Source organism: Thalassobacillus devorans MSP14 (assembly GCF_000496835.1).
Classification (GTDB): Bacteria; Bacillota; Bacilli; order Bacillales; family Halobacillaceae; genus Thalassobacillus; species Thalassobacillus devorans_B.
In genome coordinates, this window is the sequence record NZ_KI543237.1 from 36,056 (window position 1) to 49,925 (window position 13,870).

Consider the following 13,870-nt stretch of genomic DNA (forward strand, 5'->3'; position numbering starts at 1 on the left):
CGCTCAACCCTTTAACTGTTTGCCAATCGCTTCTTTGACGCTTTCCCATTTCGCCTTATGATAAGGAACATTTTCTTCCCGAACCGTTCGTACCTCTATCACTGATAAACCAGGAGAAGCGTAACTATTGGCCAGCGCATTTGTATAGTCATTCCACGATTTTGCCAGGTGATAAGCGCCGCCATACGCTTCTACAAATGGCTGAAATTCAATGCCCATAGGGGTGCCGAACAACTCCTCATAATGGTCAGGGTGGCTGGCTTGGGGCAAATAGGAAAAAATACCGCCCCCATCATTATTTATCAAAACAATGGTGATGTTAAGGTTCTTTTGTTTTGCAATCAACAGCCCATTCATATCATGGAAAAACGATAAATCTCCAATCAACAATGTCACTGGTTTACCACGTGCGCCTGTTCCCAGCGCAGCAGAAACAACACCATCGATTCCGTTTGCGCCCCGATTTGCCATGATATCGATCTCTTTTGGTGTAGTCATAAAGAAAGTATCCACATCACGGATAGGCATGCTGTTTCCAACATATAAAATAGACTGATCAGGTATTACTTCTGCAAGCTGGACTACTGCATGCCCTTCATTCATCCCTTCTTCAGGGGATTCCGCAAGCAGCAGGTCTTTCGCAACCCGATTCATATCTTTCCATGTTTCAAGCCACCTATTCTCTACAATAGGCTCATCCAGGTGTTCAGCTAACTGCTCGGCAAAAATGACAGGGTCTGCATAGATGGCAGCAGTTTCGATGCCTGCTGGTTCACGGTAGCCTGCTTCCTGCTCCACTATTAAATGCAGCGGGGAGTTTAAAGTAGTCAGCCACTGCAAATAAGGCTTGGAAACCGGCATTGCTCCGAAACGGATAATAAACTCCGGCTGTAAAGCACCCTTTATTTCATCGTGCTTTAAAATAGCATCATACGTCTCAATGATATTATTTTTTTCATACTTGTTTGCTCTAAGCTGTGAGAGTGGGTCCGCTAATACGGGTGCCCCGAGACGCTTGGCCAAATAGGCGATCGCGTCACCAAACCCGGCGTCCATCTGGGGTCCGCAAACAATAACCCCTTTCGTAAACCTTTTAAGATCTTTAATCAGACTATCCAGGTAATTGCGATCAATTCCCCGCTTGCCAATGGCCGGGGTAAGTACTTTACTGTCCGTATCAGCTTCCCATAAACCTGGTAAAGAAAAATCAGGTATTAGCGGTTCCCGTAACGGGAGGTTAATATGCACAGGTCCATCGTTGCCAAGAACAGCTTCCTGAACAGCCCGGCCAGCAGTAGTCCTGGCATAACGGAGCATTTTCCTGCTCCCTTCTGGCAAAGCCAGATCATGAAACCACTTCACATAATCCCCGTACAAGCTCAATTGCTCTATCGCCTGGGGAGCACCTACGTCACGAAGCTCATGAGGCCGGTCTGCAGTAAGTACAATTAAAGGAACCCTGCTGTAAAAAGCTTCTATTACAGCAGGGTAATAGTTCGCAGCAGCGGTACCTGATGTACATACGAGCGCTACTGGCCCTCTTTGTTCTTTGGCCATGCCAAGGGCAAAGAAGGCAGCCGAGCGCTCATCCAGGTTCACCCAGTGATTGATTTTATCGTATTCCGCACAGGTCATGGCAATTGGAGTAGAACGGGAGCCAGGCGAGATGACAACATCCTGCACCCCTGCTTCCACTAGTCCTTGCACAAACTTGGCCATGTACCTTGTCAGTGTTTCGGTGTGTTCCATCATGCTCCTCCTAGTACGGCTAACATCGGTGTAAACTTAATTGCTGTTTCTTCATATTCCATTTCAGGATCAGAATCTTTTACAATTCCACAGCCTGAAAATAGGGAGGCCCTGTTTTTTTCAATCAATGCTGATCTTATAGCCACGGCGAATTCCCCATTTTGATTAGAATCGAACCATCCTACCGGTCCGGCATACCAGCCACGATCAAGGGGTTCAAACTCACGGATATATTCAATCGCTTCCTCTTGGGGTAATCCTCCCAATGCCGGGGTCGGGTGAAGTCGGGAAACGACATCCAATAAGGTATGCCCCTGTTTTAATCTTGCCCTTACTGGTGTATAAAGATGCTGAAGATTCTTTAATGGATAAAGTACAGGTGAAGCTGGAATATCGACATTTTCACTGCAGGACTCGATTGCATCACGTATCATCCGGACAACGAACTGATGCTCCTCCAAATTCTTTTCGTCCGTCAGCAGCTCCTGACCCAGCTGTTCATCTTGCTCAGGAGTCTCCCCGCGAGGGATTGTCCCGGCAAGACAGGTAGACAATAAGTTTTGATTTTCGACTTTAACCAGCCGTTCAGGAGTAGCACCGACAAATTGGACACCATCACTTTCAAAAGCGAATATATAACTGTTCGTCTGGGTATCTTCCAAATGCTGAAGTACTTGAGCTACGTCTACATTTTCATCAAACTTCAATCTCATCTCCCGTGCAAGCACTACTTTATCCACCACTCCGGCTTCAATATCCTCAGTTGCTTTCTTGACCATCTGCTTCCATGCTTCCGGTTCAATTTCTGTTTGTTCCAAAATTTCCGGGGCAATAAAAGAGTGATTCTTATCCTGCAACAGTACCGTTTTCGCTTCTTGCCATTGAAACTTCAACTGTTCTTTATGGTCATCCGGGTAAATGATGGCATTAATGGTAAGATAATGATCACTTCCCACTTTTGTCAGTAAATAAGCTGGAATTTCCAGCTGGCTGCTTTCAAAAGCAGTCCATAAGTCGGTGCTTTCTTTGAAAGGATCAAAGCTGAAACCTCCCATTGCTACCGGGCCGGTCCCCTTTTGCTCATAGCGATCGAACCTGTAGGCATGCTCCATCAACTGCTTCCATTGGGATTGGATATCCTGAAAACGATCGTTTTTTGGCGAAGCTAAACGTACAGCCGCGCCGATCCCTGCCATTACAAAATCTTCATCCGCACTTTTCCAGAAATGCCGGGTATCACCCATCACGGCCGCTCCCGCATAAAACAAAATCGGGTCAATTGGTTCTATATAATCAACGAAACTTACCAACTGCTGTCGATTGGTCTGTTTCGCTTTATTCAATGCCTGATCTATGACTTCATCCAGTGTAGCTGCTTCTGTATGAATCATAAGTGTCCCCCCTGAATACCAGGAATGATAGTCTTAGAGAATACAAAGACTAACCGATATATAAATCACCCTGCTTAAAAACGGGCGTATTACTTCCATCCTGTTTTTCACTTCCTTTTCTATTTTATTCTCTTTTTGATTAGGACTCAAGGAATCCCTACTTATATCCAATAGTTTCTTACATAGATTGACACTTTTCCCCTGATTCCATAAACTTAAGGTTGATTGTAATAATTTGATAGATATAAAGGGAGAGAACAACTATGAATCCGGTGCAAGATCAAAATATAAAAGCTTCCTTGAATGAAAAGGGAGGTTTTCAAATCTGGTGGCGTCTGCTTCGACCCCATACGTTGACAGCTGCTTTCGTGCCAGTTTTCATTGGAACGATGCTGGGAGTACTGGATGACGGCTTCCACGCAGGTCTATTTCTTGCGATGCTGACAGCTTCTATCCTCATTCAGATCGCAACAAATATGTTCAACGAGTATTATGATTATGCAAGAGGACTGGATAATGAAAACTCCGTCGGTATCGGCGGGACCATCGTCAGGGATGGCATCCCACCTAAAACGGTCCTGTCATTGGCACTTACATTATTTGGCGTTGCTATCCTGCTTGGCATTTATATTTCAGCAACAACCAGCTGGTGGGTCGCTGTAATCGGGGCTATTTCCATGTTATTCGGTTATTTATATACAGGGGGGCCTTATCCAATTGCTTATACTCCATTTGGTGAATTGGCAGCAGGGTTCTTCATGGGTACTATTATTATTGGCATCAGTTATTTCATCCAGACACTAACGATCCACGGAGGAGTTATTTGGATTTCCATTCCAGTCGCCATTTTTGTTGGTGCCATCTTACTTGCCAATAATATCCGGGATTTAGAGGGAGATAAAGAAAATGGACGGAAGACGATTGCCATCCTGTTAGGCAAACAGGGAGCTATCCGTTTTCTAGGGACATTATTCGTCACAGCCTATTCATTAACATTGATTTATATTATCATTGGCCTTCTGCCAATCTGGAGCATCCTTGTATTCTTGAGTATAAAGAAAGCAGTACCAGCAGTAAAAGGATTCATCGGTAAATCACAGCCAATAGAAATGATGCCGGCCATGAAGGCCACGGCTCAAACCAATACAATCTATGGTTTCTTATTGGGAGTCTCTTTGTTATTACAAATATATGTACCTATTTAACATCAAGCGGCAAAGGTTTTTGCCGCTTCTTTTTACACCCTGTAATGTTTCATTGAAGGCTTTACGGGAAATACTTACAAAGGAATGAGTGCAATGGAATTACAATTCGACAATACCATGATGGAAGCATTAGGAATGGAAGTAAAAGAGCTGAAGAAAGACAAGGTGGTCATGACGATGCCAGTCCAGGCAGCTACACACCAGCCATTAGGATTTCTTCATGGAGGTGCCAGTGTAGCTCTCGCTGAATCAGCAGCAAGTATTGGCGCGTTCCATAATATCAACCCGGAAACCCACCGGGTATTTGGAGTCGAAATCAACGCCAATCATATAAAAAGTAAACGTGACGGCATCGTGACAGCCATTGCTATTCCTCTCCATATCGGAAGGAACACGATGGTTTGGGAAATTAAAATCACCGATGAATCCGAAAAGCTGATTTCCATCTCCCGCTGTACGATTGGTGTTGTGCCTCTGTAACCAATCAAATCCGCAGATTACTCGAAAGGAGACTAAGGTATGCTTAGTGATAAACAAGTCCAGGAATTCAAAGAAAAATTATTGGGAATGAAAAAAGAAGCAGAAAAAGATTTAGAGAAATACAGTGACTCCATGGCTGACCAAGGCTCCTCCAGCGAGACACATCAGGAAATATCCGACATACCTGATCACCCCGGAAATCATGGAACAGAACAATTCGAACGTTCGAAAGATCAGACCTTTTATGAAAAAGCCCGAGAACGTATGATGGAAATTGAAGATGCCCTCCAACGAATCGAAGAAGGAAAGTACGGCATCAGTGAAAAGTCAGGTGAGCCAATCCCAGTTGAACGATTGGAAATCGAACCTACCGCTCGTTATACAGTAGAAGAAAGCAAGGAAATTGAAGGACGGTAATTCACCGTCCTTTTTTTAAGGAGAGAGTACTATCCAAAAACTGTTGTTTAGCAGGATTGCTCTTCCCAGTTGACCGACCGTGGTACAACTCCTTGCTAAACCAGCCTCTGGAGTTTAATGGCAACCTTTCTGGCATTTACCTTCTTTCAGATGAATTAAGATCAAACATTTCTTCTCTGAATGTAAAGAAACCTTGCCTGTATGAATCAGGCAAGGATTCTACGCTTGGAATTTATGTTAGATTGAAGCTTTTTTGCACAATCCATGGCTTCATTTTTATAAATAAGGGAACAAAAAGCACTGCAATGACAATGCCTTTTAATGCATTGAATGACAGAATACCTGCTATGACGGTTATACAAAAGACCAATGAAATTATATTTAATTAGGCACCTTTCTTTTTCCGAATAGGAGCTGCAGATAAGATATTAGCTTTTTTAAATCTCCTTACCTGTCTTCTTGTATAACAAAAAGCAAGTATTTCTTCCTCATTGACACTAAGGACTTTTACAAACCGATGGGTAAAATCGTTTTCTTTGCTGAAGTATATCAACTCTATTATTTTCCCATTTTCCCTCGCTCGACTTAGGATGTTATCCATGCTGATCAATTCGCCACCCCCCTGAAACAAAACGAACATTCGTTCTTATTATACCCTCAGTATATGCCAGCGTACACATGAAAATTCATCCATCAGAAGAACTTGGCTTGTCGACTTTAACAACGTTAAACTTACTTAAAGTGAAAAAAAGAGACACCATTATCTGGTGTCCCTTCCTCTAATAATTAGTCTTCAAGTGGGTTGAGGCTTTCTTTTCCTGTCATATTCGAAATCATCTCGACAAGCAAATCAATTTCCTGATCGATATCTCTGATACTTGCTGTTTCAACCGGAGAGTGCATATAGCGGAGTGGTAATGAAACCAGACTTACCGGCACTCCTTTTCCTGTTAAACGCATCCGGTCAGCATCCGTACCTGTCGCCCTTGGAGTCAACTCGTATTGTACAGCCATATTAAGGGATTTGGATGTCTTTTCTAACAGCTGATTGATTTTGCGGTTGATTGGGGCTCCTTTGGCAAGTACCGGTCCTCCATCCAGGCGTACATCTCCATATTTGTTGGTATTGACACCTGGATAATCGGTAGCAAATGTCACATCACAGGCAATCGCCATCGTGGGTTCGACACCGGCAGCTGCAAAATATGCTCCTCCCATGTTCGTTTCTTCATTGACAGTTGAAGCTGCATAGACGCCTACTTTCACTTTCTTTTTCGAAAGTCTGCGCAATACTTCTCCTACGATGAAGGCTCCTGTTCGATTATCAAGACCTCTTCCAGCTATGTAGCGGTCCATCATCAGCTCAGGTTCACGTTTATAAATAGCCAAGTCGCCGATTTGGACAAGTTCTTCCATCTCTTCCTTTGATTTCGCCCCACAATCGATAAATAGATCCTCCAGCCCGAAATCATCTTTGAGACCACCATGATGCTGTGCATTGACCCCAATAACCCCTGTCACAGTCTTTTGATATCCGAGTATTGTTACTTTCATGCCTATGGCAGCTTTCGGGTTAATGCCTCCCATTTTGTCAAAATGGAGATACCCTCTTTCATCAATACGGTTGATGACCAGGGCAATTTCATCGCTATGGCCTGCTAATAGAATTTTAAAGTCCGCCTTCGGATTCAATACAGCGATTGCGTTCCCCGCATTATCGGTGACCATTTTATCCGCATAAGGTTTCATTTCCTTGATCCATTTCTTTTGAATTTCCATTTCCATACTGGACGGGGATGGTGTATTTAATAAATCGAATAGAAAATCAAGACGTTCTTGCTTCATTTAACTTCCTCCTTCAAACATCACTGGTATCATGATACCAAAAAAACAGCTAGGTGAATAAGGATTACCTCACCTCCTGAACCTTTTTGATTACAGTTTCATCTTTTATTTCAAAACGGTGCATGAAACGTCAAAAATCGGGGAATGGATTGTTGATATGTTCAATATTAAGAGGAGGAGCTTTACATGACATTGGAAGAGTGGTTTCAAAAAGGTGTGACAGCGCAGGAGTATGTAGATTCGATGGAGAAATATCAAAAGGATCTCATTTATATATATGAAAATTTTCAGATACCTACAGAAGATCAGGGGTTTTTCGAACAGGTGCAGAAACAAAACCTCAGAGTAATCGTATTGACAGAGGATTGGTGTGGCGATGCCATGCTCAACATACCCATCCTGTTAAAATTTGCTGAAGCAGGTCATATGAATGTACATTTATTATCCCGTGATGAAAATCCAGAATTGATGGATCAATATTTGACCAATGGAGTTTCAAGATCAATTCCAATTTTCATCTTCTTCGATCCGGAAGGAAATGAAGTAGCTAACTGGGGGCCACGAGCAGAGTCAATTGAAACATTCATTCAGGAAGCAAAAAAAACATTACCGAAACATGATCCTGAAGATTTCAAGCTGAAACAGCAACAGATGTTTCAATTCATTACTAAATCGTATCGTGACAACCAGGATTTTTGGAAGGATGTATATGAAAGTCTGAAACAATCCCTAAATCAATTGGAATCAAGCCTGCCATAAGACGGCAGGCTTTTTTTATCTAGTATTATCCACTATAAAATTGACCATACTGCTGTTAAAAAGGAGGTGTCCCAAATTGTATCACTTCGTACAAGTATACTTTCGACTCCCCATCTTTGTACGCCTTTTTCTTACAGTTATACTATTCATGACATTTTTTGGGATAGTCATTCATTTTCTCGAGCCTGGACACTTCCCGTCTGTATTTGATGGTATTTGGTGGGCTTTTGTTACAGGATCTACGGTTGGATATGGAGATTATGTCCCGTTAAGCACCATAGGAAGAATCGTTGCAATCCTACTCATTTTGGCAGGCGGAGGGCTTGTCACTTTCTATATGGCAACTGTTTCTGCCAGTACTATTAAATATGAGCGTGATTTGTCCAACGGAAAAGTAGCTTTTAAAGGAAATAACCATATCATCTTCGTCGGCTGGAATGAACGGACCAGACAGTTGATTGAAATCATGCAAAGCCAAAAAGATCCCGAAAAAGTGGTAGTCATAGATAAAAGCATGAAAACACTTCCGTATAGCAAATACCCTGTTCATTTCATCAAAGGGGATTTTTATGAAGATGACATATTATTAAAAGCGAATATCAAACAAGCACGTAAGGCCTTGATAACAGCTGACCCATCTAAAAGAGAAGAAGAATCAGACCAGTCAGTTATATTAGGAATCGTTGCAATGAAAGGCTGTAACCCTGATTTAAATATCATTGCGGAAATTCTGACCGAAAAACAAGTCATCAACGCGGAACGGGCAGGAGCAAACGATGTGATTCGTTCCAATGATTTCATGAGCTCGTTATTTTACCATGAACTATACCGAAATGACCCGGTTCAGCCTTTTAAATTATTGTTGAAAATACTGACAGAGGAACAATTTTATGAGCTTACTCCTCCCGCCGATTTGATTGAACAGCCTTTTTCCAAAGGGGTCGCTTATTATGCAGAGAAGACGTCTATATTAATTGGATTGATCAGGCAGGATGCTTTACTGATCAATGTGAATCCCGATGAAACGATTTCAAATGACGACCGGTTGGTATTACTTTCACCGAAGTAAATGAGCTTCCAGTTCTCGCACGAGCTCTCTTCCGATCTCCACCATTTCATCCGGGATAGAAGCATCGGCATCTACCGGCTCGGAAAATTGATCGATAGATGCCTTACCTACACCAAGGTGAACATGGTCGTCCATTCCCCGTTGATATTTATGGGAAAGTAAGAACGGTTCCCCGACCTCCACGGTGACATGATAATCATCTAAATTCCCTTGCTTGGCTGCAATTGGGACACGAAGAAACTGGTAGCTCCCATCATCCGCTATCTTGTAATCAAAATACCCATGGTCATAATCCCAATTTCCACCAACTTGGTAACCGAGGGGTTTTAATGTCTGCTCCAATTCACTTAAAGTAAAAACTTCGCCTGTCAGTTTTGAAGTAACGGGGATCACTAACACCACTCCTTTTTATATTAACTTCCCCCGTATAGCTCAATCTTATGAATGTCATTAGAAAAACCTGGCTCATCACCAAGTACTTATGGCGAAAGCCTTAATATTTTCTTATACTTTTCAAAGATAAAAAACTAAAAGCCTCTTCCCTCGAAAGGGAGAGGCTTTTCGTCTGGCTTTACAAACGTTTTTCAAGCTCTTCTTTTTCTTTCTCGAAACCTGGTTTACCTAAAAGTGCGAACATGTTTTTCTTATAAGCTTCGACGCCAGGCTGATCAAAAGGATTCACTCCCAACAAGTAGCCACTGATCGCGCATGCTTTTTCAAAAAAGTAGACAAGGTATCCGAAAGTATAAGCGTTCAATTCCGGTACATGGACTGTCAGATTAGGTACCTGTCCATCTGTATGGGCAAGGAGAGTACCTTCATAAGCCTTTTCGTTAACTTGATCCACAGTTTTTCCAGCAAGATAATTCAATCCATCCATGTTTTGCTCATCTTCTTCGATTGTGATATCCGATTTAGGCTTTTCCACTTTCAAGACAGTTTCGAACAAGTCGCGCCTTCCATCCTGGACGTATTGTCCAAGAGAATGAAGGTCTGTCGAGAAGTTTGCAGAAGCGGGGAAAATCCCTTTCTGGTCTTTCCCTTCACTTTCACCGAACAACTGCTTCCACCATTCGGAGAAATATTGCAATGCTGGTTCATAATTAATTAGCATTTCGATGGACTTTCCCTTGTTGTAAAAGATGTTACGCACAGCTGCATACTGGTAAGCAGGATTTTCACTTAATTCAGAAGAACTTAATTCATCCATCCCTGCTTTAGCTCCATCCATCATGCTGTCAATGTCAATCCCGCTGGCAGCTATCGGAAGCAGTCCCACTGCAGTTAACACAGAGAAACGGCCACCGACATCATCCGGGACTACAAAGCTTTCATAGCCTTCTTCATCAGCTAATGTTTTCAATGCACCTTTTTGTTTATCAGTCGTAGCATAAATCCGCTTTCTGGCTTCCTCTTTTCCATACTTTTCTTCCAGGAACTTACGGAATAAACGGAATGCAATCGCAGGTTCTGTAGTGGTTCCACTCTTAGAAATCACATTGACTGAAACATCTTTGTTCTCCAACACATCAAACAACTCATTCATATAGGGAGCACTGATGCTGTTCCCAACAAAAAACACTTGCGGCGTCTGACGCTTTTCTGCACTCAACTCGTTATAGAAACTATGGTTCAGCATTTCCAGCGCTGCACGGGCTCCAAGATATGAGCCACCGATTCCGATGACGACAAGCACATCACTATCGGATTGTATTTTTTCTGCAGATTTCTTAATTCGGCTGAATTCTTCTTTATCATAATTCTCTGGCAGATCGAGCCACCCCAAAAAGTCGTTGCCTGCACCCGTCTTTTCATGCAATGCATGGTGAGCAAGCTTCACTGCTTCTTCCATGTAGTCTAACTCATGTGTACCAAAAAAAGGTAAAGCTTTTTCATAATCAAAGCGAATATGTGTCACTTTTATCCCTCCAGTTCGTCTAAATAAAACCAATCCATTTTCACTTTAGCGGAACAGCGGATGCAATTCAAGCACGCCCCTTGATGTAAACGGATACAAGCTGAAAATAATTTAAGAAGCCGCCTGGTGAGTTACCAGACGGCTTTATTGATGACTACTTTGACATTTTTAAAATAGCAGCTACATCTTTGTTTTCTAACTTATTGAAGTTACCGAAAGGTCCCCGCTTCATGGCCCGGTCGATAATCAAGTCAAATTTTGAATCGTCAATATCATAGTCAGCCAATGTTTCTGGTGCCCCAATGGATGACCAGAATTCCCTTAGTTTTTCTATGCCTTCCATTCCTGTTTCACGATCTGATTTTCCTTCCGGATTTACGTCCAACACCTTCACCGCCAGCCTCTTGAAACGAGCCGGATCGATGTCCAGGTTATGCTTCATCCAATTAGGGAACAAAATCGCCAACCCTCCGGCATGGGGAATATCATAGACCGCAGAAACGGCGTGTTCAATATTGTGTGTAGCCCAGTCACCACGGTATCCCATTTGCAGCATACCATTCAAAGCGACTGTCCCCGCATAAAGAATCGTTTCTCTATGTTCATAAGATTCCAGGTCATTCAATAACTTTGGAGCAGCGTCAATTACAGCTCTCAGAACCCCTTCACACATTTCATCCTGGACAGGTGACAACGTCGGGTTATGGAAATATTGCTCGAGAATGTGAGTCATCATATCAACTATTCCATAAATTGTCTGATCCCGGGGTACGGAAATAGTGTGTACGGGATCAAGAATGGAAAATGCAGGATAGGTGTAAGGAGGGTATCCCCACCCATACTTCTCATTTGTTTCCCAATTGGTAATAACCGCTCCACCGTTCATTTCAGAACCAGTGGCAGCCAATGTAAGGACAGTACCGAACTGTAAAGCTCCATCGGGGAAAGCTTTTTTAGTAACAAGATCCCAGGCGTCACCATCATATTTTGCACCTGCTGCAATGGTTTTAGTACAATCGATTACGCTGCCTCCACCTACAGCAATCAGATAATCGATATTTTCTTTTTTGCAAATGTCTACACCTTTTCGTACCGTGGAAATTCGAGGATTAGGTTCCACTCCAGCTAACTCAAATACTTCCGCTCCGAACTGAGTCAATTTTTCCATTACATTATCATAAATACCATTTTTCTTGATGCTGCCTCCTCCGTAAACAAGGAGCACCTTTTTAGTATTTTCAGGAAGTTCCTTTGGAAGTTGTTCCAGTTGATCTCTGCCAAAAATTAATTTAGTCGGGTTATGAAATGTAAAAGCATCCATAATTTAATCAAACTCCTTTCGCTACAATTATGGCTAAAGAACAAATATTTCTCAAAATATATGCATCATGCATATTATGCAAATTTCGAGCAAACCTAACCGTGAACATATTTTTTAATATTGGAGGTAAAAAAATGGATACACTTAAAAGAATAGCATTAATTTTAACGATTATCGGAGCGATAAACTGGGGATTGATCGGATTGTTCCAATTTGATTTGGTAGCTGCGATTTTCGGTGGCGGGGAGCAAAGCGGAGCCTTTGCCCGAATTATCTATACCCTGGTTGGAATCAGCGGGATTATCGCTTTGTCCTACCTTTTCCGTCCTGAATTAGAGACGGCTGATCGTACAGAACCAAATACAACCAGATAAAAAACAAGGCAGCCACGCTCCATGCGTGACTGCCATTTTTTAATTCAGGATTGAATTAATTGTTTTTATATGTCTTGGAACGATCTTCAGATTGCTCAATCCACTCCTGAAGCTTATCTTTCAATGTGTTGAAACCTGCCTGGCCATTATCCTGAGACTGTGCTTGAGCCGGCTGGGAATTACGTGGGCGACGCGGCTGTTTTTTAGGTGCCTCTTGAGTAGCACGGATAGAAAGAGAGTACTTGTTCTTCTCTTCATCAATATTCAAGATCTTGACTTTTACTTCATCGCCTTCAGATAAATGCTCATTGATGTCTTTTACATAACCGTGAGTCACTTCAGAAATATGAACCAAGCCTTGGACTTGATCGTCAAGGGCAACGAATGCACCATATGGTTGAATTCCAGTAACTTTACCTTCTAATACTTGACCTGTTTCGAACTTCTCTGACATGCTATACAACTCCTGATTTATATATTATTATACTTTTTACGCAATTATTGATTCTACCATATTAATGAGCTTCTGGCAAAGGATAGTCCAAAATTGCACCAAAAGTGCTAAGAAACAGGAAATATGACAGTATTCATAAAGGTTTTGTTGAAAATCCATGAAACTATGAAAAAAATTTAAAAAAATAGGTTTGAACTCGTTTAATTTCGGCAATACTTAATACCGTAAGACTTTCTCGTATTCCCCCTGTATAAGCAAAGCGAAGCAGCTTTGCTTTTTTTTTTGCTCAAATATTTTATACAGACTTTCCGTTCAATTTTAATATTTCCGGGAATAGAATGTCTTCTTCTCTAACGAAATGTGCAGTTACAGCATCCAAAGCAAAGCGGAGCGTAAGAAGTATACTGTTCCCTTTTTCTACTCCTGTTGAGTTTTCCTGATAGCGCTCTACCATAAATAAGAATTGTTTTATAAATTGTTTCATTTGCTGATGTTCTAATTCAAAGGTGAAATACAGATACCCCTTCTCCTCTATTTCCTTGGTCAAAAGTGGAAATAGTTCCCGTTCTTCCAGGGTCAGATGAGCTGATAACTGTTCATAAAAATGTTTAACCGGCACCACTAACCTATTCAATTCTTCATTAGAAAGTCGCACAGTCTGCTCAAGATCACTAAGCCAGCCATCAATTATTCCTATTTCACTGCGTAACGATTGATGATCTCTCAGAAACTGCTCCACCTGCATTCGTATATGACAGTCACCACGCAACATTTCTATCACCTCCAGTTATTCCTTAACAATATAGCGTAAATACATGCATTTAAACATGACGTTTGTCACTAACACTTTAAACATTTCACTAAAAACAGCATATTTCTCATTTCTTT

At 41.9% G+C, this 13,870-nt stretch carries 15 protein-coding genes; 6 read left to right on the forward strand and 9 right to left on the reverse strand.

Annotated elements, in window-relative coordinates; all coding sequences use genetic code 11:
- Nucleotides 1–3: 3 nt before the first annotated feature.
- Nucleotides 4–1,749 (reverse strand): 2-succinyl-5-enolpyruvyl-6-hydroxy-3-cyclohexene-1-carboxylic-acid synthase, encoded by a 1,746-nt coding sequence (gene menD / locus P855_RS0110555; RefSeq protein WP_028783547.1) that lies wholly within the window; start codon nucleotides 1,747–1,749, stop codon nucleotides 4–6.
- Nucleotides 1,749–3,140, reverse strand: a complete 1,392-nt coding sequence (locus P855_RS0110560) for an isochorismate synthase (protein WP_028783548.1) — start codon at nucleotides 3,138–3,140, stop codon at nucleotides 1,749–1,751. Before P855_RS0110560 ends, menD begins: the two co-directional genes overlap by 1 nt.
- A 263-nt stretch (nucleotides 3,141–3,403) precedes the next feature.
- Between P855_RS0110560 and P855_RS0110565 the strand changes: the two genes are divergently transcribed.
- The 3 genes from P855_RS0110565 (at nucleotide 3,404) to P855_RS0110575 (ending at nucleotide 5,242) form a co-directional block, all read left to right on the forward strand.
- Nucleotides 3,404–4,345 (forward strand): 1,4-dihydroxy-2-naphthoate polyprenyltransferase, encoded by a 942-nt coding sequence (locus tag P855_RS0110565; protein ID WP_028783549.1) that lies wholly within the window; start codon nucleotides 3,404–3,406, stop codon nucleotides 4,343–4,345.
- Between the two features lie 93 nt (nucleotides 4,346–4,438).
- On the forward strand, nucleotides 4,439–4,825 hold the full coding sequence (locus P855_RS0110570; protein ID WP_037986010.1) for a hotdog fold thioesterase: 387 nt from the start codon (nucleotides 4,439–4,441) through the stop codon (nucleotides 4,823–4,825).
- Nucleotides 4,826–4,864: 39 nt separating this feature from the next.
- On the forward strand, nucleotides 4,865–5,242 hold the full coding sequence (locus P855_RS0110575; protein WP_028783551.1) for a hypothetical protein: 378 nt from the start codon (nucleotides 4,865–4,867) through the stop codon (nucleotides 5,240–5,242).
- 385 nt (nucleotides 5,243–5,627) lie between these two features.
- Here P855_RS0110575 and P855_RS0110585 read toward each other — a convergent pair whose 3' ends face one another.
- Together P855_RS0110585 and P855_RS0110590 are read right to left on the reverse strand one after the other, a co-directional pair.
- Nucleotides 5,628–5,852, reverse strand: a complete 225-nt coding sequence (locus tag P855_RS0110585) for a hypothetical protein (protein WP_051353175.1) — start codon at nucleotides 5,850–5,852, stop codon at nucleotides 5,628–5,630.
- A gap of 176 nt (nucleotides 5,853–6,028) precedes the next feature.
- The gene (locus P855_RS0110590) at nucleotides 6,029–7,087 is read right to left on the reverse strand and encodes a M20/M25/M40 family metallo-hydrolase (protein WP_028783554.1); all 1,059 of its coding nucleotides are present in this window, start codon (nucleotides 7,085–7,087) and stop codon (nucleotides 6,029–6,031) included.
- A gap of 186 nt (nucleotides 7,088–7,273) precedes the next feature.
- Between P855_RS0110590 and P855_RS0110595 the strand changes: the two genes are divergently transcribed.
- Nucleotides 7,274–7,846: a thioredoxin family protein gene (locus tag P855_RS0110595; protein WP_028783555.1), complete on the forward strand. Its 573-nt coding sequence runs from the start codon at nucleotides 7,274–7,276 to the stop codon at nucleotides 7,844–7,846.
- A gap of 76 nt (nucleotides 7,847–7,922) precedes the next feature.
- Complete coding sequence (locus P855_RS0110600; RefSeq protein WP_028783556.1) at nucleotides 7,923–8,915, forward strand: potassium channel family protein; 993 nt, start codon at nucleotides 7,923–7,925, stop codon at nucleotides 8,913–8,915.
- On the opposite strand, the gene P855_RS0110605 is transcribed toward P855_RS0110600, so the two are convergent.
- The 3 genes from P855_RS0110605 to P855_RS0110615 form a co-directional block, all read right to left on the reverse strand.
- Complete coding sequence (locus P855_RS0110605; RefSeq protein ID WP_028783557.1) at nucleotides 8,904–9,308, reverse strand: YugN-like family protein; 405 nt, start codon at nucleotides 9,306–9,308, stop codon at nucleotides 8,904–8,906. The genes P855_RS0110600 and P855_RS0110605 overlap by 12 nt on opposite strands.
- 178 nt (nucleotides 9,309–9,486) lie before the next feature.
- A complete protein-coding gene (locus P855_RS0110610) occupies nucleotides 9,487–10,833 on the reverse strand; it encodes a glucose-6-phosphate isomerase (RefSeq protein ID WP_028783558.1) in 1,347 nt (448 codons plus the stop codon).
- Between the two features lie 154 nt (nucleotides 10,834–10,987).
- The gene (locus P855_RS0110615) at nucleotides 10,988–12,154 is read right to left on the reverse strand and encodes an iron-containing alcohol dehydrogenase (protein ID WP_028783559.1); all 1,167 of its coding nucleotides are present in this window, start codon (nucleotides 12,152–12,154) and stop codon (nucleotides 10,988–10,990) included.
- A gap of 134 nt (nucleotides 12,155–12,288) precedes the next feature.
- On the opposite strand from P855_RS0110615, the gene P855_RS0110620 reads away from it, so the two are divergent.
- Nucleotides 12,289–12,528: a DUF378 domain-containing protein gene (locus P855_RS0110620; protein ID WP_028783560.1), complete on the forward strand. Its 240-nt coding sequence runs from the start codon at nucleotides 12,289–12,291 to the stop codon at nucleotides 12,526–12,528.
- Between the two features lie 55 nt (nucleotides 12,529–12,583).
- Here P855_RS0110620 and yugI read toward each other — a convergent pair whose 3' ends face one another.
- Together yugI and P855_RS0110630 are read right to left on the reverse strand one after the other, a co-directional pair.
- Complete coding sequence (gene yugI / locus P855_RS0110625) at nucleotides 12,584–12,982, reverse strand: S1 domain-containing post-transcriptional regulator GSP13 (RefSeq protein ID WP_028783561.1); 399 nt, start codon at nucleotides 12,980–12,982, stop codon at nucleotides 12,584–12,586.
- 295 nt (nucleotides 12,983–13,277) lie between these two features.
- Nucleotides 13,278–13,754, reverse strand: coding sequence for a hemerythrin domain-containing protein (locus P855_RS0110630; protein WP_028783562.1), 477 nt, complete (start codon nucleotides 13,752–13,754; stop codon nucleotides 13,278–13,280).
- Between the last annotated feature and the right edge of the window lie 116 nt (nucleotides 13,755–13,870).